Origin of the sequence: Pantoea sp. SM3, from assembly GCF_000963995.1 — a bacterium.
Lineage (GTDB): Bacteria > Pseudomonadota > Gammaproteobacteria > Enterobacterales > Enterobacteriaceae > Pantoea > Pantoea rwandensis_B.
Map to the genome: position 1 here is coordinate 1 of NZ_JZRD01000039.1, position 18,083 is coordinate 18,083.

Genomic DNA, 18,083 nt, shown 5'->3' on the forward strand with positions numbered 1-18,083 from the left:
CTGATCCTTAACTGATCGGCATTAAGCCCATTGTGGCTGGCTTTTTTTTGCCCGGTCGCCATAAGTGGCAACCCTACGATGATATTGCGTAATGCTTGTCACTTCAGTGCGCTTTGGTCGCCATTAATGGCGCCCCTACAAAGTTGGGTATGGTATTCGTAGGGGGCGCATTTATGCGTACCGGGTTAAATACGCACTCATTGGCTTATCTACGGGGTTATTCCCGCCGCCGTCTCAACGCCAGCCAGCCCGCCACCAGGGTAAACACCAACACCACAATCACCAGCAGTAAGAAACCGTGCGGATTATTCGCCAGCGGAATCCCGCCCACATTCATACCGAAAAAGCCGGCAATGATGTTAATCGGCAGCGCCAGCACGGTGATCACCGTCAGTAAAAACAGCGTGCGGTTACTCTGCTCCATCAAACTCGCGGCAATCTCTTCCTGCAACAAGCGAATGCGTTCCATCAGTCCCGCCAGGTCATTCAATGCGACGCTGAACTCTTCGGTAAAGATGCGCAGTTCGCTTAGCGGTTCGCGCTTGAGCCACTTTGGTGGCCGATTTAACAAACGAAATAGTGCGGCGGGTTCCGGTGCCAGCAAACGCTGCACACGCAGTAGCATACGGCGTAAATGGCCCAACTCACTGCGGTTGCTTTTAATCGCGGCACTGAGCAAACGCTCTTCAATGGCATCCACCGCCTGACTGGAGCGGCGCACCACTTGCTCTAGTTGCGCTTCCTGCTCACCCAGCAACCACAACAGCATCGCATCCGGCTCGGCGAACGGGAGACGATCAATTTGCTGATGCATGCGCTCAATCATTCCCACCGGACGATAACGCGCGGTGACAATGGTGTGCGTACAGCACCAAATCCACAGCGTGGCATTCTGTGTACTGCGCTCTTCTTTACTGAAAGTCACATCATTGAGCACGGCCAGCAGCGCATCGTTTTGATGGGCCAAACGCGTGCGCGGTGAAGCAGAATGGATCTCATCGAAAAAATCATCGTCTACACTAAAGTGGTCCTGAACCCAGCGCTCGGCACGGGCATGATTCAGGTTGATGTGTAACCAAAGAAAATAGGATTCCGGCAAATTCTGCTGCGCGAGCTGCGAAGCTTCACGCGCGTTGAGCCGCTGTGGCGGTGCTTCCGGCGTGAACAGATACCCATGAATGAGTCCGGCCACTTCATTATTGAAGTCCGGCAATGAGGCAAGCGGCAAGACAGGCTGGAGCATGGCAGCGTGAGGATCCCGAAGCGGTCAGATCCACAGACTGCGACAGCCGTGTTACAGCAAGATGACAGAGCGTGATCGCGATCATCATTCTGTCATACAAACCACGTATCACACTGCGGGTAACGGATGCCAATCGAGCATCGTCAATCCACACCGGGGTGTGTTATGGCTGAAAACAGTTTACCTGCATCTACATCAACATCATCGTCCCAAAACGGTCGCCCGAATCTTAACCAGGGCAATGGAAAAATCTCACGCATCATCTTCCTGATCTTGCTGTGCGGCGGCCTGCTGTTCACCGCCATCAACCTGTTTAATGACGTTGAGGAGACCGGCGCGCCTGTCACCAGTTATACGCCGTTCCTGCTGCTGGGCGTGGCTTTAGTGATTGCGCTCGGCTTTGAGTTTGTTAACGGCTTCCACGATACCGCCAATGCCGTCGCCACCGTGATTTATACTCATTCGCTGTCGCCGGGTGTTGCCGTGGTGTGGTCTGGCTTCTGCAACTTCCTGGGTGTTTTGCTCTCCAGCGGGGTGGTGGCGTTTGGCATTATCTCACTGCTGCCGGTGGAGCTGATTCTGCAGGCAGGTAGCGGCAACGGCTTCGCTATGGTGTATGCGCTGCTGTTCTCAGCGATCATCTGGAATCTCGGCACCTGGTACTTCGGCCTGCCGGCGTCCTCTTCGCACACGCTGATCGGTTCGATCATCGGCGTGGGCGTGGCGAATGCCCTGCTGCACGGTCGTAGTGGTACCAGCGGTGTGGATTGGGATCAGGCGATCAAAGTGGGTTACGCCCTGCTGCTGTCGCCGATTGTCGGCTTTATTTGTGCGGCGCTCCTGCTGCTGGCGATGAAGGCCTTTATCCGCAACCGCCAGCTGTATGAAGCACCAAAGGGCAATCAGCCTCCACCGGCATGGATTCGCGGCCTGCTGATCCTGACCTGTACCGGTGTCTCATTTGCCCACGGTTCAAACGACGGCCAGAAAGGCATGGGCCTCATCATGCTGATTCTGGTGGGCACCATGCCCATTGCTTACGCCCTGAACCGTTCGCTGCCGCCGGATCAAATCCCGCGCGTGGCCGCGTTAACCCAGGTCACCGAACAGCAGTTGCTGACGCTGCAACCGGCACCCGCCGCGATGCCCGCGCCGCGTGAAGTGCTGACCGAGTACGTGCGCACCAGCCAGAACCGCCCTCAGGTACTCCCTGCCCTCGGCATGATGCTGGGCGATATCGGCGATCAGATCCGTCGTTATGGTGCGGTGGAGAATATCCCGGCTCAGGCGGTGACTAACACCCGTAATGATATGTACCTCGCCTCCGAAACCATCAAACATCTGCAATCGGCCAAAGTCGCGATGCCGGAAGAGATTGCCAGCAATCTCACCGCCGTGAAGAAAGAGTTGGATGCCGCCACGCGCTTTATCCCGATGTGGGTGAAAGTGGTGGTGGCGATTGCCCTTGGCCTCGGCACCATGGTGGGCTGGCGCCGCATTGTGATCACCGTCGGTGAGCGCATCGGCAAAACCCATCTGACCTACGCACAGGGTGCCAGTGCGGAGCTGGTGGCGATGGCAACCATCGGCGCGGCGGATGTGTTCGGTTTGCCGGTCTCCACCACTCATGTCCTGTCATCAGGCGTGGCCGGTTCGATGGCCGCTAACAAATCTGGCCTGCAGCTCTCGACGATTCGTAACCTCGCGCTAGCGTGGGTGCTGACACTGCCGGTCTCAGTCTTACTTTCAGGGCTGCTTTACGCTCTGTTTATTCATCTGTAACGGGGAAAAGTCATGGCGACACACGACAATAGCTTCCACAGCGAGACCTTCAATGCGCGTCTGCTGCAGGAGTTTTACGACAGCTACGACGAAGAGCTGGAAGTGGAGCTGGACGATCTGCGCTTCAATGATAACGGTGAGCCGCAGCAGGAAGGCGATAAGGCTTTCCGCCGCCGCTACTTCCGTGAGTTGCTGCATCTGCAGGGCGAGCTGGTGAAGTTGCAGGATTGGGTGATGCGCACCGGACATCGCGTGGTGATTTTGTTTGAAGGCCGTGATGCCGCCGGGAAAGGCGGGGTGATCAAGCGAATCACCCAGCGTTTAAACCCACGTACCTGTCGCGTCGCCGCCCTGCCCGCGCCGAACGATCGTGAGAAAACCCAGTGGTATTTCCAGCGCTATATCGCTCACCTGCCTGCAGCCGGTGAGATTGTGATGTTTGACCGCAGCTGGTACAACCGCGCAGGCGTAGAGCGCGTGATGGGCTTCTGTAATGAAGCCGAAGTCGAAGAGTTTTATCGCAGCGTGCCGGAATTCGAAAAAATGCTGACCCGCAGCGGCATACAGATCATCAAATACTGGTTCTCGATCACCGATGAAGAGCAGGAGCTGCGCTTCCTGAGCCGCATCCACGATCCGCTGAAACAGTGGAAATTGAGCCCGATGGATCTCGAAAGCCGCCGCCGTTGGGAAGATTACACCGAAGCGAAAGAAGAGATGCTGGAGCGCACGCACATCCCTGAAGCGCCATGGTGGGTAGTGCAAGGTGTGGATAAGAAGCGTGCGCGCCTGAACTGCATCAGCCATCTGCTGCAACAGGTGCCGTACGAAGAGAGCGAGAGCAAAACCATAATGTTACCGACGCGCGAACGCCATGAAGATTATCGCCGCGCGCCAGTACCAGAAAACATGGTGGTACCAGAGAAGTATTAGTTAACAGTTTGCACGGCTGCCTCGCGGCCGTGCTGCTGTTGCAGACGCAATGTTATGGCAAATGCGCCCAGCACCATCAGGGCCGCCGCCAGATACACTGATTGCATCCCCCAATGACCAATCAGCAATCCCGCCACCGGACCGGTTAATCCCAGCCCTAAATCAAGAAACGCCGAGTAGGTACCCAGCGCCGAGCCCTGATCCTGCTGCTGCACGCGTTTAACCGCTTCCACGCCCAGCGCCGGGAACACCAGCGAGAAACCACCGCCGGTCAGGAATGCACCGATATCCACCAGCCAACTGCTATCAGCCTGCCAGATTAACAGCAGACCGGCACACTCCAGCACAAATGACACCAGCGACACTTTCAACCCGCCAAAACGAGTGATGTAGCGGCCACCGGCCAGACGCACCAGCACAAAGCCCAGACTAAACAACGTCAGGGCAAAAGCAGCGCCGCTCCAGTCGCGGCTGGCAAAATAGAGCGTGATAAACGTTGAGATGACGCCAAATCCAATGGTGCCAAAGCCCAACGCCAGCCCAAACAGCCAGACGCGGCTGACCACGCGATGAAAAGGGATACGCACGCCCGCGGTGACGCTGACCGCCGCTTTACGGCTCGCCATGCAGAAACCGATGACGCCCATCAACGCCACAAGCCCGGCAAAGCCGCTGATGCCGAACATTTGATTGAGCAGCACCCCGAGCGGTGCGCCTATCGCCATCGCAAAGTAGGTGGCAACGCCATTCCATGAGATCACTCGCGCCGTCTGCAACGGCCCGACAATGTTCATCCCCCACAGCGTTGAGCCAGTACTGCTAAAGCTTTCACCCACCCCCAGAAACAGCCTTCCCACTGCCAATAGCGCCAGACTGAGCATCGGCACATCGGTGAACAACGCAGCGAAAAGGGAAAGTACGCCACTCATGCCGCAGCACACCAACCCCATCATCACCACACGTTTCGGGCCATAACGATCGGCCAGACGGCCCGAATGCGGACGGCTGAGCAGCGTGGCGAAGTACTGCAGGCTGATGATCAATCCGGCGATGAATGAACTGAACCCCAGTTGGTTATGCACAAATCCCGGTAGCACCGCGAGCGGTAGCCCTACCGAGAGGTAGCAGAAAAACGTGAAGACAATAACGGAGATGATGCGTTTATTTAACTGAGCATGACTCAGTACAGCGGCGTCAGACATAAGTGATGGCATTACAAATGAATGTGAAACGCTACTATAGCGCAATTAGCGTTGAGCTTGAACCTGACTTTACATGGGACTGTGTCATAGGGTAATTCTGTATAATTCCATTATCAGGCTTATTTAAATATCGCCCCGGCATTTCACCTTCGATTAATAACAGAAATTAATTCAATTTCTTTTACACATCAGCCTGACAAATCTGAAAAAAAACCTTTTCGGAAAACGATTATCCAAAAAATATTCCATTAAAATAGCAACAAAACCAACTGTTAATCTTTTCAGGTCGCGCGAATGCTGAGAGAGGCGCGCGCAATCATTCACATTAAGACATAGATTCCGCCCCCGATTGCCTTTAGGTTACAGACTAATCAATCAAATACCGATCGTTACTTTCGGTGCGTAATAGGCATAACGGCAACGTTGAGCCTGTGCACCCGCTTAAGCCAATTTCTGACCTCTGTTCATTCTGTTCCCTACCGACCAGGAGAGATTATGAAGATAATCATCAGTGGAAGCGGATATCCTGAAAAAAGAAATATCATCACTAACCCACACAACAAATATATTGATTGCCGCAAAAAGAATATCTATTTCTATTTAAATGCCGTCAAAGCAAAAATCTTACATAAAAATAAACAATTTATTTTTCTTCCGCTCCCCGGCTTACTGCCACACGATGCGGATGTCATTCACCTTTTCAATGAAGTGGCCGACACAAAAAGGAACTGGATCGCCACCTTTGAAACCGAGATCCCACGCGTGCTGCCGGTGCCCGGTGTGGCAAAATACGACAATCCTGAATTGAAGTCGCAGCTGCGATTAATCGCGAAAGCGGAATGCCTGACGTTGATTGCCATCTCGCAAGCGACCCTCGACATCCAGTGGAAGCTGCTCGATGCGTTTCCCGCGATCAAAGCCGCCGTCAGACACAAGCTACACGTTCTGCATCCGCCGCAACCGCTATTGTGCGTTAAACCGCGCCTGATCTCGCCCGGAGAAATACGTTTCATTTTTATCGGCAATGAGTTCTATCGCAAAGGCGGCGCGGAAGTGGTACTGGCCATCTCGCAATTAACCGAAGAGGATGTGTTCACCCGCGGCCAGATTCAGGTCACGCTGATCGGTGACATCACACAGCGCCATAATATTGCCCATCGTCAATTTCAGGATGATGAGACGTTTTACACGCGCATTGAGCAGTTAATCAAAACCTCGCCCCACATTCAGCATTTCACCACCCTGCCCAACAATCAGGTATTGACCTTACTGCAGCATTCGCACGTGGGATTGTTGCCCAGCTGGCAGGATACTTACGGCTTCTCGGTGCTGGAGATGCAAGCCAGTGGCTGTCCGGTGATCACCACCAACATTCGTGCCTTGCCAGAGATCAATCCACCCGGTGCAGGGTGGCTGATTCAGCAGCCGGTCAATGACGAATATGAGTATGTGGTTGATTCTCTGGAGAGTAAATTGCAGATCCGCCGACAAATCGTGCAGCAGCTAAAGGGGCATATCATTGATATTTTGCGCAATCCGGGCGTGATCACGCAATACTCTGCGCAATCGCTGAAAAGAATTGCTGAGCAGCACGATCCGGGGAAATTCAGTGAGCAACTCGCCCTGTTTTACTCAGCCAGCAAGCAGATGCACTATACAACGGCATTTAAATGAGGAAGGGTTAAACCGGTGCGGTTAACTGAAGAGCGTGGCGCTCAATCGCCGTGGCGATCTCGGCCGATACGCGCAGGGTGCGGATTTCACTGAACAGCCCATCGGCTTCGTTATAGGCTTTTCGCAAATAGCCGAGCCACTGTTTGATGCGGGCGACGTGATACATGCCAGTATCGCCCTGCTTCTCTAACTGCGTGTATTTGAGCAACAGTTCGACCACTTCAGGCCACGGCATCGGTGCTTCGTTATATTTCACCACACGACCGAGGTTCGGGATGTTGAGCGCACCGCGGCCCAGCATCACCGCATCGCAACCGGTGACGCGCAGACAGTCTTGCGCATCCTGCCAGCTCCAGATCTCACCGTTGGCGATCACCGGAATCGACAGACGCTGGCGAATTTCGCCAATCGCCTGCCAGTTAATGCTTTCAGCGCGATAGCCCTCTTCTTTGGTGCGACCGTGCACCACCAGTTCGCTGGCGCCGGCCTGCTGCACCGCGTCGGCAATTTCAAAGCGGCGCTCGCCCGAATCCCATCCCAGACGCACTTTCACCGTGACGGGAAGGTGATCGGGTACGGCTTCACGCATCGCTTTCGCGCCGCGATAAATCAGCTCAGGATCTTTGAGTAAGGTGGCGCCGCCGCCACTGCCGTTCACCAGCTTTGATGGACAGCCGCAGTTGAGATCGACGCCCCAGGAGCCAAGCTCCACCGCACGCGCGGCGTTTTCTGCCAGCCACTCAGGATATTGTCCGAGGAGCTGCATCCGCACGCGCGTACCGGAAGCCGTTCGGCTGCTGTTGTGCAGCTCGGGACACAAACGGTAGAAGGATTTTACTGGCAGCAGTTGATCGACCACGCGTAAAAACTCAGTGACGCACAGATCATAATCATTTACCCCGGAGAGCAATTCACGTACCAGCGAATCCAGTACGCCCTCCATCGGTGCCAGTAATACCCTCATCGCGTTAGATGTTCCCGCTCTTTTTCGCTGCCGGACGACGACGACCGCTGTTGGCGGCTGGCGCATTTTGACCGGCACTGCTGCCCTGGCGACGTGCCGGGCGCGCTTCGCCTTGTGGACGTGCGCCATTGCCACCCTGTGGACGCTGACCGTTGCCACTGTGCGGGCGAGAGACATTACCGCCTTGTCCACGACCCTGACCACCCTGACCACGGCCCTGGCCGCGACCCTGCTGCTGGCGACCATTCTGGATCGGTTCCGCTTTGATACTCGGGTCCACTTCGAAACCTTCCAGCTCAATACGCGGGATCTCACGCTTCAGCAAACGCTCAATGTCACGCAGCAGTTTGTGTTCATCGACACACACCAGTGACAGCGCGGCGCCGGTTGCCGCAGCACGACCGGTACGACCAATACGATGCACATAATCTTCCGCCACGTTTGGCAACTCGTAGTTCACAACGTGTGGCAGTTCTTCGATATCCAGACCACGCGCGGCGATATCCGTCGCCACCAGCACACGAATGCCACCGGATTTAAAGTCAGCTAACGCACGGGTACGCGCGCCCTGGCTTTTGTTACCGTGGATCGCCGCTGCGGTGATGCCATCTTTGTTCAGCTGTTCAGCCAGATGGTTAGCGCCGTGTTTGGTACGAGTGAACACCAGCACTTGCTGCCAGTTATCGCGACCAATCATCAGCGACAGCAGTTCCCGCTTACGCTTCTTATCAACGAAGTGTACTTGCTGTGAAACCTGTTCAGAGGCGGTGTTACGACGCGCCACTTCAACCTGCTCTGGGTTAGTGAGCAGTTTTTCCGCCAGGGTTTTGATCTCATCCGAGAAGGTGGCAGAGAACAGCAAATTCTGACGTTTCGCCGGTAGACGCGCCAGTACACGGCGGATGTCGTGGATAAAGCCCATGTCGAGCATGCGATCCGCCTCATCCAGTACCAGAATTTCGACCTGTGACAGATCAACCGCATTTTGATGCGCCAGATCCAGCAGACGGCCCGGCGTCGCCACCAGCACATCCACACCCCCGCGCAATTTCATCATTTGCGGATTGATGCTCACGCCACCGAAGACCACCAGTGAACGGATATTGAGATACTGACTGTACTCACGGACGTTCTCGCCCACCTGCGCCGCCAGTTCACGGGTTGGGGTGAGGATCAACGCACGTACCGGACGACGGCCGCGCGCGTTAGAAGGATTCGCAGTGAGACGCTGCAACAGTGGCAGCGTGAAACCGGCGGTTTTACCGGTACCGGTTTGGGCGCTCGCCAGCAGGTCACGGCCCGCCAGCACTACGGGAATGGCCTGACGCTGAATCGGCGTTGGTTCCTGGTAGCCTTGTTCCGCTACCGCACGCAAAATATCGGCACTTAAGCCGAGAGAGTCAAATGACATGCAGGTGTATTACTCCGAACCGCCCTGTTCGCCGTCAGCGATGTAGTTTTCAGGGGGTATATGACGCAAGCCTGGTGGGCTCACGTGTGAAAAGGGCACAAACTACCATGCGTAAGGGCGGGAGTTTAGCAGGTTTCCGCTGCCACCGCGACTGACAATAGTCACGGCACTGTAACATGATGTGGGTAATCTTCCTGATGTGGCATGCGTGGTGCCGTTGCTCACCGCGCCCGTTATCGCGCGGCGTATAACAAAAAAGGAGCCGCATTCGGCTCCTTTCTGTTCGCCACTGAGCTTGAGCTTAGCTGCGTTTTTTCTCCACGCGATGCGCGGGTTCTTTCGCCAGCAGTGACACCAGTGCCGGCCCGACCAACATCACCACGCCCAGGCAACCGATCAACAGGTTGTTATGGATGAAGCGAGAGATCAGGAACAGCGTCAACATCGCTGCGCCGAAGTAGTACGTTGTCGTGACTTCTTCCAGCGCGTCACCCATGCGACGTAAACGGGCACTACGCTGCAGAGCCAGCATGGCGATAAACACCACTGCATAAGCTGCTACCAGGGTACTGCTCACTTCAACCAGCGCCTTGTGCTTCCAGCCCCAAACCAGCGCGGCAATCACCAGCAGGTGCATGGCAATGTGCAAACAGGTTTGACCGGTAACGATCTGAACACGATTAGACCATTTCATTCTCTTCTCCTGGCAGACCCAACAGGTCGCCCAAGTGTATCTGGCTGCGGCCAGACGGATTTCCTCAATGTAAAGCAAATTTCGGATAACGCCCTAATTTTCTGCGCCCTTCACCACCCATTTGTGACAAAGACTACACTTTGTGCTGTTGATGATGAAAAGGAGCGCGTCGAAGTATGCCACAAAACACGCAAGGATTTTCATTTAAAGTCCTGACGATCAATACCCACAAGGGGTTCACCAGCTTTAACCGCCGTTTTATCCTGCCGGAATTGCGCGACGCTGTCCGCGCCACCTCGGCGGATATTGTCTTCCTGCAAGAGGTGATGGGCACCCACGCTATCCATTCGCTGCACATTGAGAACTGGCCGGAAAACTCTCATTACGAGTATCTGGCCGATACCATGTGGCATGATTTTGCCTATGGCCGTAACGCAGTTTATCCCGAGGGACATCACGGGAACGCGATATTGTCACGTTTCCCTATTATTGAATATGAAAATCTCGATATTTCTGTGGCGGGAAGTGAAAAGCGCGGCATGTTGCACTGTCAGATTCGCCTGCCGGATCGCCCCGAACCGCTGCATGTCATCTGTGTGCATTTAGGGCTAAAAGCACAGCATCGCCAGGCGCAGATGAAGATGATGAGCGATCGCATCAACGCCCTGCCGCACGATGCGCCGCTGGTGGTAGCCGGGGATTTCAACGACTGGCAGGTGCGTGCCAACCGCTTCCTGAAGCGCAGCGCGGGATTGCAGGAAGTGTTCAGCATGAAAAATGGCCGCCCGGCACGCACCTTCCCGGCACGTTTTCCGCTGTTGCGGCTTGATCGCATTTATATCCGCAACGCCACCGTCAGTCAGCCCTGGGCGCTGCCAGTGAAACCCTGGTCACACCTTTCCGATCATGCTCCTTTGGCCGTGGAGATTTTTCTATGAATTTCAGCTGGCGTGAAGGCAATCAATTACGGTTGCTGGAGAACGGCGATCAATTCTTTCCCTGCGTTTCAGCCGCGATTCAACGTGCCGAGCGCTCGCTGTTGCTGGAGACGTTTATTCTGTTTGAAGACGACGTCGGCAATGCGCTGCATAGCGATCTGCTGGCGGCAGCGCAGCGGGGTGTGAAGGTCGAAGTGATGGTGGATGGCTATGGCTCACACGATCTCTCCGACGCGTTTGTGAACACGCTAACCGAAGCCGGCGTGCGTTTTCTCTATTACGATCCGCGCCCGCTGGTGATGGGCATGCGCACCAATGTTTTCCGCCGCCTGCACCGTAAAATTGTGGTGGTGGATAATGCCCTCGCCTTTGTTGGCGGCATCAACTTCTCCGCTGAGCACAACACCGATTACGGCCCGGAGGCAAAGCAGGATTATGCGGTTGAAGTTAAGGGACCGGTGGTGCTGGATATTGCTCGCTATGTGCAGCAGGCCATCGGCAGCAAACAGACCACACGGCGCTGGTGGGGAGGACGTTCGCAGCGACTGGCGGTCAACGCCATGCCCGGCGATGCGCAGGTGCTGTTTGTCTATCGCGATAACGATGACCATCGCGACGACATTGAACAGCACTATCTCGATATGCTGCGCAAGGCAAAGCAGGATGTGATCATCGCCAATGCCTATTTCTTCCCCGGCTATCGCCTGTTACGTGAAATGCGCAGTGCAGCACAAAGAGGTGTGCGCGTGCGGCTGATCGTGCAGGGCGAACCGGATATGCCCATTGTCAAAGTGGGCGCCGAATTGCTTTACAACTATCTGGTGGATGCCGGGGTTGAAGTCTACGAATATTGCCGCCGCCCGTTGCACGGCAAAATTGCGGTGCAGGATCAGCACTGGGCCACGGTAGGCTCCAGCAATCTCGATCCCCTGAGTTTATCGCTCAATCTGGAAGCCAATCTCATCGTGCACGATCGCACTTTCAATCAGACGCTGCGTGACAATCTGGAAGCCTTGCTTCAGCACGATTGTGTGCGCGTGCAGGATGACAAACTGCCGCCGCGCACCTGGTGGCATCTCACCAAAAGCGTGATTGTGTTCCATTTCCTGCGTCACTTCCCGGCCATTGCCGGTTGGTTGCCCGCGCACACGCCTTCGCTGGCGCAGGTTGATCCCCCGGTTCAACCGGAAATGGAAACCCAGGATCGGGTCGAAACCGGCAACGAAGGAGCGAAACCCTGATGAGCAAAAAACATTCGCGCTGGCAATGGGCAAAGAAAATCCTTACCTGGCTGTTCTTTATTGCGGTAATCGTGCTGCTGGTGATCTATGCGCGCAAAGTGAACTGGCAGGACGTTTATCAGGTGATCGTCGGCTATAACCGCTATGTGGTACTGGGTGCGGCGGCGCTGGTGGTGGTCAGCTATCTCACCTATGGCGTGTATGACTTGATCGGCCGCGCCTACTGCGGTCACAAACTGGCCAAGCGTCAGGTGATGCTGGTGTCGTTTATTTGTTACGCCTTCAACCTGACGCTCAGTACCTGGGTGGGCGGCGTGGCAATGCGTTATCGTCTCTATTCCCGTCTCGGCCTGCCCGGCGGCACTATAACGCGCATCTTTTCCATGAGTATCGCCACCAACTGGCTTGGCTATCTTTTGCTGGCGGGCGTGGTGTTTGTCGCGGGCATGGTGCCGATTCCGCCGCGCTGGTTTATCGGCGAAAGCACTCTGCGCATTATAGGTGCCGTGTTATTAGCGCTGGTCGCGATTTATTTATGGGCCTGCGCCTTTGCGAAAAAACGCCGCTGGACAGTCAAGGGGCAGCATTTACAGTTGCCGTCGCTACGTATGGCGCTGATTCAGTTTGCCGTCTCCAGTGCAAACTGGCTGGTGATGGGCACCATTATCTGGCTGCTGCTGGCGCGACAGGTGGATTACCCGCAAGTGCTGGGGGTGTTACTGATCAGCAGTATCGCTGGGGTGATCATTCATATTCCTGCGGGCATCGGGGTGCTGGAAGCGGTGTTTCTGGCGCTACTGGCTGGCGAGCATGTTTCGCACGGAACCATTATTGCCGCCCTGCTGGCTTATCGCGTGCTCTACTTTATTTTGCCGCTGCTGCTGGCGCTGATGTTGTATCTGGTGCTGGAGAGCCGTGCAAAACATCTGCGGCAGAAGAATGAGCGCAAGATGGCGAAATCGGACGCGGGATAACCGAAGAGAAGGTACTCACACGCAGAGGGCACCATCAATGGCGCCCTCTAAAAAATGCGGTGCAGATGGATACGGTCTACATTGATGCGCGCGGGCCAAAATCAATTTCGCCCCCTACACGCATCCTGTTCGGAGGTTGTAGGAGGCGCATTCACACAAGCCAGAAGCGGTGAGCGGAGGTTAACGGCGGTTGCCGAAAATACGCAGCAGCATCAGGAACAGGTTGATGAAGTCGAGATACAGCGTCAATGCACCCATGATTGAGTAACGGCGCAGGTTCTCTTTGTCATTGACGTCAATGGTCTCGCCAATCGATTTCAGCTTCTGGGTGTCATAAGCGGTCAGACCGACAAACACCACTACGCCGATATAGGTGATCGCCCACATCAGTGCCGGGCTTTTCAGCCAGAAGTTCACCAGAGACGCCAGCACGATACCAATCAGCGCCATAAACAGCAGGCTGCCAAAGCGGCTAAGATCACGCTTGGTGGTGTAACCGTAGAAGCTCATGGCACCGAACATCCCTGCCGTCACGAAGAAGGTGCTGGCAATCGAGGAGTAGGTGTAGACGAGGAAAATGCTGGCCAGCGTCAGGCCCGTCAGCGCCGAATAGAGCATAAACAACCCGGTGGCTAAGGTACTGCTCAGGCGATGCACCATGCCCGACAGCACAAAGACCACCGCCAGCTGCACAATGATCAGCCCGAAGAAGGTGATGCGATTGGCAAACACCAGCTCCATCACCGCCGGCGTGCGCGCTGCAAACCAGGAGACAAAGGCGGTTAGCAGCAAGCCGCAAGTCATCCAGCCATAAACCTGCGCCATATACGCCTGCAGCCCGGTGGACGCCTGCTGCACGATAGAATTATTACGTGGATATCGGTCCATGATGCACCTCTTTAAGTTAGACAAACGCTCTAAGTGTGGAGTCTACACCGCATTGCGTCAACGGCGCGTCAAGCACTGCTGATATCGGCCATTTACGCGCTGGGCAAACCAGGCGGTAGTCAGGTTGCGGGTAATCTTGGGGCTTTCCAGTTTAATGCCCGGCAGCATTTCACGCGGCAGACGTTTACCGGCCATTTTATCAGCCAGAATAAACGTCTGCTTCCAGAGCGTGCTGTTGCTGAAGCTTTCCGTATCGCCCTTCTCCAGGTCGCGACGGATTTCCCGATTGCTCATGTCCAGTTGCTTGCTCAGCGTGCGTACCGCTAATTCGGTGGAGCCCGCTTGCTCGCTACCGTACATAATCAGATCACCATCCAGCGCCAGTTTGATGCCGCTGGCGCGCGCCACGGCTGCCTGGAAAGCGGCGTTGCGGCTGGCGTACCAACCGGCATTGAAATCGGCAAAACGGTACAGCATCTGGCTGTAATCCGCCGGATAGCCGAGCAGATGCAGCGTGCCAAAGTAGATGCCGCCTCGGCGGGTAAACACCTCACGACGAATCGAGCCATCAATCGCGTACGGATAGCCTTTGGCATGTACTTCAGCAAATTCAATGCTGACCTGCATCGGGCCGCCGGTGTGAATCGGATTGAGATTGCCAAACAGCTTCTGCCCCATCGGCACCATGTCGATAAAATCATCGAAAATTGCGCTCAGCTCTTTCTCACTGCGCACCTTATCCAGTCGCGCGGCGTAGCTTTCCCCGGTGGGCGATTTAATCAGTAAAGCGGTGCGCACTAAGAACGCGGGGACATGGACTTTGGCAGCGCGGCGATCAATTTCACCCCAGGCAATTTTGGGTAAACCTGGCACTGGCGCATCGGCACTGAAATTGGACTCCTGATCGGCCACCGCGATCACTGCACACACATTACTGGCGCTGGGATCGATCTGCTGGACGCGAAATGCCGTGTAGATGTCGTCCGCCCAGGCGCTTTTTTGGCTGACATCGTTCGGCAGTAACTTCTGAATTTGGGATTTGACGTCGGCAGGTTGACGTGCAGGTGCCTGCGGTTCTTTTTTGGTACTACATCCGGCCAGTACCAGCGCGGTGAGCAGCGCCGCGCCTTTGAGCAATTTAGTGGTATTCATCTTGTTCCCTGACAGACCAGCAAAACCCGTACCTTAACGTTTTCAACTCGCTACGGCTATCAGAGCTGGTCGGTTTTACGTGCTACTTCCAGCGATCGGCGGCCTGATGGTCACTGTCGCGCGCATCGACCCAACGATCGCCCTGTTCAGTGGCTTCACGCTTCCAGAACGGCGCGCGGGTTTTCAGGTAGTCCATGATGAATTCGGTGGCGGCAAACGCGCTACTGCGATGGGCGCTGCTCGCTCCCACAAACACAATTTCATCGCCGGGGAACAGTTCGCCCACGCGATGAATCACCGTCACCTGCTGCAACGCCCAGCGCAGACGCGCCTCTTCGACAATTTCTGCCAGCGCTTTTTCCGTCATACCCGGATAGTGTTCCAGGGTTAAAGCGGCCACGCTGTCACCGAGATTGTGATTGCGCACTTTGCCGGTAAAGGTGACCACCGCGCCATCACTGTCATGCGCGGCGAGTTGGCGATACTCCTCGCCGACATCAAAAGGCTCAACGCCAACGCGAATACGTGTGGCCATGCTCATCCTCCGGTGACCGGCGGGAAGAATGCCACTTCATCACCCGCACGCAGTGGATGAGTCATCGGCACCAGCGTCTGATTGACCGCTGCCAGCAACTTGCCGGATTCAAGCGCCAGCGCCCAGCGATCGTTCTTGCTGGCCAGCGCGGCTCGCAGCGTGGCGACATCCTGATACTCCGGTGCCAGCTCCAGCGTGCTGGTGCCGGTCAATTCACGGACCTGGGCGAAAAACAGCACCTTAATCATGTGCCACCGCCTGAAAATCGCCGGATTTGCCGCCGCTTTTACTGAGCAAACGCAACTGATCGATCACGATATCTTTCTGCACCGCTTTGCACATGTCGTAAATGGTCAGCGCGGCCACCGATGCGGCGGTCAGCGCTTCCATTTCCACGCCGGTTTTTCCGGTCAGACGGCAACGCGAGGTCACGCGCACGCGGTTGTGCTCAGGCTCGGCCACCAGCGTCACTTCCACCTTGCTCAACATCAGCGGATGGCACAGCGGGATCAACTCCCAGGTGCGTTTCGCGGCCTGGATCCCGGCGATGCGTGCCGTGGCGAACACATCGCCTTTATGATGGCTGCCGTCGATGATCATCTGCAGCGTTTCCGCGCTCATCAGCACCAGCGCTTCGGCCTGGGCTTCACGCACTGTTTCGTTTTTACCGGAGACATCCACCATGTGGGCTTCGCCAGCGGCATTGATATGAGTTAATGATGACATGCTTACAACTTCTTCAAATGAGAGACAAAATTACAAGGGCGCGTGCGTGCATCCAGCTGTTCTTCAATGATGCGTTCCCAACCGCTGCGGCAGGCGTTGGTCGATCCCGGCACGGCAAAAATCAGCGTCTGATTCGCCAGCCCGGCCACCGCGCGTGATTGCAGCGTGGAACTGCCAATCTCTTCGTATGAGATCATGCGGAACAGTTCGCCAAAACCGTCAATTTCCCGATCAAACAGCGGCAGCAGCGCTTCCGGCGTACTGTTTTTGCTGTTAAAGCCGGTGCCGCCGTTGACGATCACCACCTGCACATCATCGCTGGCAATCCAGCGCGACACCGTGGCGCGAATGCGGTAACGGTTATCAGGCACGATCGCGCGATCCACCACCTGATGCCCGGCTTCTGTCAGTGCCTCACGCAAGTAGTCGCCCGAGCTATCATTGCTGGTATCACGGCTGTCCGAGACGGTCATCACCGCCACATTCAAGGCGACAAACTCGCCGGTAGGTTTACCCATGGCTGTAACTCCTGTGTTTAGCCGCCAATGAAGGAGAGGTTTTGTGTGATGCCGGTGTTGCCCTGATGCAGGAAGTGCGTCTGCTTTTTCTGTCCGAGACTGTGTGCAATACGCGCCTGTAACTCACTCTGCTGGGCATCGGATGCCAGTAAATCGCGCAGCGGAACACCGCCGTCGCCAAACAGGCACAGATGAAGATTACCCATGGCTGACACGCGCAGACGGTTGCAACTGGCGCAGAAATCTTTTTCGTAAGGCATGATCAGACCGACTTCACCCTGATAGTCAGGATGGCGGAACACCTGCGCAGGACCGTCACTGCGACCGCGCGACTGGCGTTGCCAACCCTGCATGATCAGCTGATCGCGAATCACCTCACCCGAGATGTGATGACGCCGGAACAGATCACCGCCCTCGCCGGTTTCCATCAGTTCGATAAAGCGCAGCTGAATCGGACGGGTGCGGATCCAGTCGAGGAAGGTCGCCAGGCTGTGGCTGTTGAGATCGCGCATCAATACGCTGTTGATTTTGACCTTCTCGAACCCGGCATCAAACGCAGCATCAATTCCGGCCATCACTTCCGCGAATTTGTCCTGGCCGGTGATGGCGTGAAACTGGCGCGCATCAAGGCTATCGACACTGACGTTAATGTGGGTGAGCCCGGCATCACGCCACGCGCGCACGTCTCGCGCCATTCGGTAGCCGTTGGTGGTCATGGCGATCTGGCGAATGGCATCGTTTTCGCGCACCGCAGCGATGATGTCGGTGAAGTCGCGACGCATGGAGGGTTCGCCGCCGGTGAGACGCACTTTTTCCGTGCCCGCGGCCGCAAAGGCACGCGTCACGCGGCGAATCTCGTCCAGCGAGAGGAAACTTTTGTTGTGATTACCGTTCGGTTTATAACCATCGGGTAAACAGTAGGTACAACGGAAGTTACACACATCCGTGACCGACAGGCGCAGATAGTAGAAGCTGCGCGCATAGGCATCTGTAAATTGTGGCACCTGAACACCTTTCCAAATACGGGAGATGCAGTCATTTCTTTCTGCACCCTGGCAGCGATGCTGCGGCCAGGCATCCATGTCGTTATGACTTAGGCATGCCAGGCTTGGGAGTCTGTTGTCATTGTGGACAACACGGTTAATTCGAATGGTAGCGCGATTTCTCCCTCGCATCCATCAGTGAATTTCGCTATATATATTGATACA

General features: G+C 55.7%; 18 protein-coding genes and 1 riboswitch. Of the genes, 6 read left to right on the top strand and 12 right to left on the bottom strand.

What is annotated here, in order from left to right; genetic code table 11:
- Positions 1 to 217 precede the first annotated feature (217 nt).
- Complete coding sequence (locus VI01_RS20390; protein ID WP_045816455.1) at positions 218 to 1,243, bottom strand: transporter; 1,026 nt, start codon at positions 1,241 to 1,243, stop codon at positions 218 to 220.
- A 165-nt stretch (positions 1,244 to 1,408) separates the two neighbouring features.
- On the opposite strand from VI01_RS20390, the gene VI01_RS20395 reads away from it, so the two are divergent.
- Both VI01_RS20395 and ppk2 read left to right on the top strand, forming a co-directional pair.
- On the top strand, positions 1,409 to 3,025 hold the full coding sequence (locus tag VI01_RS20395; RefSeq protein ID WP_045816456.1) for an inorganic phosphate transporter: 1,617 nt from the start codon (positions 1,409 to 1,411) through the stop codon (positions 3,023 to 3,025).
- Between the two features lie 12 nt (positions 3,026 to 3,037).
- Positions 3,038 to 3,958, top strand: a complete 921-nt coding sequence (gene ppk2, locus VI01_RS20400; protein ID WP_045816457.1) for a polyphosphate kinase 2 — start codon at positions 3,038 to 3,040, stop codon at positions 3,956 to 3,958.
- On the opposite strand, the gene VI01_RS20405 is transcribed toward ppk2, so the two are convergent.
- Positions 3,955 to 5,160: an MFS transporter gene (locus tag VI01_RS20405; protein ID WP_075564123.1), complete on the bottom strand. Its 1,206-nt coding sequence runs from the start codon at positions 5,158 to 5,160 to the stop codon at positions 3,955 to 3,957. The two genes, ppk2 and VI01_RS20405, sit on opposite strands and share 4 nt — an antisense overlap.
- A gap of 495 nt (positions 5,161 to 5,655) precedes the next feature.
- Between VI01_RS20405 and VI01_RS20410 the strand changes: the two genes are divergently transcribed.
- Positions 5,656 to 6,834, top strand: coding sequence for a glycosyltransferase family 4 protein (locus tag VI01_RS20410; RefSeq protein WP_045816459.1), 1,179 nt, complete (start codon positions 5,656 to 5,658; stop codon positions 6,832 to 6,834).
- 7 nt (positions 6,835 to 6,841) lie between these two features.
- Here VI01_RS20410 and dusC read toward each other — a convergent pair whose 3' ends face one another.
- The 3 genes from dusC to VI01_RS20425 all read right to left on the bottom strand — a co-directional run bounded on the left by dusC (position 6,842) and on the right by VI01_RS20425 (position 9,903).
- On the bottom strand, positions 6,842 to 7,798 hold the full coding sequence (dusC, locus tag VI01_RS20415; RefSeq protein ID WP_045816460.1) for a tRNA dihydrouridine(16) synthase DusC: 957 nt from the start codon (positions 7,796 to 7,798) through the stop codon (positions 6,842 to 6,844).
- Between the two features lie 4 nt (positions 7,799 to 7,802).
- Positions 7,803 to 9,209: an ATP-dependent RNA helicase RhlE gene (gene rhlE / locus VI01_RS20420; protein WP_045816461.1), complete on the bottom strand. Its 1,407-nt coding sequence runs from the start codon at positions 9,207 to 9,209 to the stop codon at positions 7,803 to 7,805.
- 301 nt (positions 9,210 to 9,510) lie between these two features.
- The gene (locus VI01_RS20425; RefSeq protein ID WP_034821088.1) at positions 9,511 to 9,903 is read right to left on the bottom strand and encodes a YbhQ family protein; all 393 of its coding nucleotides are present in this window, start codon (positions 9,901 to 9,903) and stop codon (positions 9,511 to 9,513) included.
- A 176-nt stretch (positions 9,904 to 10,079) separates the two neighbouring features.
- Here VI01_RS20425 and VI01_RS20430 point away from each other — a divergent pair, with 176 nt between their 5' ends.
- From VI01_RS20430 to VI01_RS20440, 3 genes are read left to right on the top strand one after another with little or no spacing between them, the layout of a single operon-like run.
- The gene (locus VI01_RS20430) at positions 10,080 to 10,841 is read left to right on the top strand and encodes an endonuclease/exonuclease/phosphatase family protein (protein ID WP_045816462.1); all 762 of its coding nucleotides are present in this window, start codon (positions 10,080 to 10,082) and stop codon (positions 10,839 to 10,841) included.
- Complete coding sequence (clsB, locus tag VI01_RS20435; RefSeq protein ID WP_045816463.1) at positions 10,838 to 12,082, top strand: cardiolipin synthase ClsB; 1,245 nt, start codon at positions 10,838 to 10,840, stop codon at positions 12,080 to 12,082. Before VI01_RS20430 ends, clsB begins: the two co-directional genes overlap by 4 nt.
- On the top strand, positions 12,082 to 13,056 hold the full coding sequence (locus VI01_RS20440; RefSeq protein WP_045816464.1) for a lysylphosphatidylglycerol synthase domain-containing protein: 975 nt from the start codon (positions 12,082 to 12,084) through the stop codon (positions 13,054 to 13,056). The genes clsB and VI01_RS20440 overlap by 1 nt, the downstream gene beginning before the upstream one ends.
- Before the next feature lie 180 nt (positions 13,057 to 13,236).
- Here the strand turns inward: VI01_RS20440 and VI01_RS20445 are convergent, their stop codons facing one another.
- The 7 genes from VI01_RS20445 to moaA form a co-directional block, all read right to left on the bottom strand.
- On the bottom strand, positions 13,237 to 13,944 hold the full coding sequence (locus VI01_RS20445; protein ID WP_038648093.1) for a Bax inhibitor-1/YccA family protein: 708 nt from the start codon (positions 13,942 to 13,944) through the stop codon (positions 13,237 to 13,239).
- 57 nt (positions 13,945 to 14,001) lie between these two features.
- Complete coding sequence (locus VI01_RS20450) at positions 14,002 to 15,096, bottom strand: DUF1615 domain-containing protein (RefSeq protein WP_045816465.1); 1,095 nt, start codon at positions 15,094 to 15,096, stop codon at positions 14,002 to 14,004.
- 82 nt (positions 15,097 to 15,178) lie between these two features.
- The gene (moaE, locus tag VI01_RS20455) at positions 15,179 to 15,631 is read right to left on the bottom strand and encodes a molybdopterin synthase catalytic subunit MoaE (RefSeq protein ID WP_045816466.1); all 453 of its coding nucleotides are present in this window, start codon (positions 15,629 to 15,631) and stop codon (positions 15,179 to 15,181) included.
- A 2-nt stretch (positions 15,632 to 15,633) separates the two neighbouring features.
- The gene (moaD, locus tag VI01_RS20460) at positions 15,634 to 15,879 is read right to left on the bottom strand and encodes a molybdopterin synthase sulfur carrier subunit (RefSeq protein ID WP_038648100.1); all 246 of its coding nucleotides are present in this window, start codon (positions 15,877 to 15,879) and stop codon (positions 15,634 to 15,636) included.
- Entirely contained in the window at positions 15,872 to 16,357 is a 486-nt protein-coding gene (gene moaC / locus VI01_RS20465; protein WP_038648103.1) for a cyclic pyranopterin monophosphate synthase MoaC, read from the bottom strand. Before moaC ends, moaD begins: the two co-directional genes overlap by 8 nt.
- A 2-nt stretch (positions 16,358 to 16,359) precedes the next feature.
- Positions 16,360 to 16,875: a molybdenum cofactor biosynthesis protein B gene (moaB, locus tag VI01_RS20470; RefSeq protein ID WP_038648106.1), complete on the bottom strand. Its 516-nt coding sequence runs from the start codon at positions 16,873 to 16,875 to the stop codon at positions 16,360 to 16,362.
- A 17-nt stretch (positions 16,876 to 16,892) separates the two neighbouring features.
- Positions 16,893 to 17,879: a GTP 3',8-cyclase MoaA gene (gene moaA, locus VI01_RS20475; protein ID WP_045816528.1), complete on the bottom strand. Its 987-nt coding sequence runs from the start codon at positions 17,877 to 17,879 to the stop codon at positions 16,893 to 16,895.
- Positions 17,868 to 18,002: riboswitch (molybdenum cofactor riboswitch) on the bottom strand. (Overlaps the previous gene by 12 nt.)
- Positions 18,003 to 18,083 lie beyond the last annotated feature (81 nt).

Excerpts from the sequence above, each read along its gene's own strand:
- VI01_RS20390 (WP_045816455.1), bottom strand. The coding sequence starts at position 1,243 with ATGCTCCAGCCTGTCTTGCCGCTTGCCTCATTGCCGGACTTCAATAAT.
- VI01_RS20395 (WP_045816456.1), top strand. The coding sequence starts at position 1,409 with ATGGCTGAAAACAGTTTACCTGCATCTACATCAACATCATCGTCCCAA.
- ppk2 (WP_045816457.1), top strand. The coding sequence starts at position 3,038 with ATGGCGACACACGACAATAGCTTCCACAGCGAGACCTTCAATGCGCGT.
- VI01_RS20405 (WP_075564123.1), bottom strand. The coding sequence starts at position 5,160 with ATGTCTGACGCCGCTGTACTGAGTCATGCTCAGTTAAATAAACGCATC.
- VI01_RS20410 (WP_045816459.1), top strand. The coding sequence starts at position 5,656 with ATGAAGATAATCATCAGTGGAAGCGGATATCCTGAAAAAAGAAATATC.
- dusC (WP_045816460.1), bottom strand. The coding sequence starts at position 7,798 with ATGAGGGTATTACTGGCACCGATGGAGGGCGTACTGGATTCGCTGGTA.
- rhlE (WP_045816461.1), bottom strand. The coding sequence starts at position 9,209 with ATGTCATTTGACTCTCTCGGCTTAAGTGCCGATATTTTGCGTGCGGTA.
- VI01_RS20425 (WP_034821088.1), bottom strand. The coding sequence starts at position 9,903 with ATGAAATGGTCTAATCGTGTTCAGATCGTTACCGGTCAAACCTGTTTG.
- VI01_RS20430 (WP_045816462.1), top strand. The coding sequence starts at position 10,080 with ATGCCACAAAACACGCAAGGATTTTCATTTAAAGTCCTGACGATCAAT.
- clsB (WP_045816463.1), top strand. The coding sequence starts at position 10,838 with ATGAATTTCAGCTGGCGTGAAGGCAATCAATTACGGTTGCTGGAGAAC.
- VI01_RS20440 (WP_045816464.1), top strand. The coding sequence starts at position 12,082 with ATGAGCAAAAAACATTCGCGCTGGCAATGGGCAAAGAAAATCCTTACC.
- VI01_RS20445 (WP_038648093.1), bottom strand. The coding sequence starts at position 13,944 with ATGGACCGATATCCACGTAATAATTCTATCGTGCAGCAGGCGTCCACC.
- VI01_RS20450 (WP_045816465.1), bottom strand. The coding sequence starts at position 15,096 with ATGAATACCACTAAATTGCTCAAAGGCGCGGCGCTGCTCACCGCGCTG.
- moaE (WP_045816466.1), bottom strand. The coding sequence starts at position 15,631 with ATGGCCACACGTATTCGCGTTGGCGTTGAGCCTTTTGATGTCGGCGAG.
- moaD (WP_038648100.1), bottom strand. The coding sequence starts at position 15,879 with ATGATTAAGGTGCTGTTTTTCGCCCAGGTCCGTGAATTGACCGGCACC.
- moaC (WP_038648103.1), bottom strand. The coding sequence starts at position 16,357 with ATGTCATCATTAACTCATATCAATGCCGCTGGCGAAGCCCACATGGTG.
- moaB (WP_038648106.1), bottom strand. The coding sequence starts at position 16,875 with ATGGGTAAACCTACCGGCGAGTTTGTCGCCTTGAATGTGGCGGTGATG.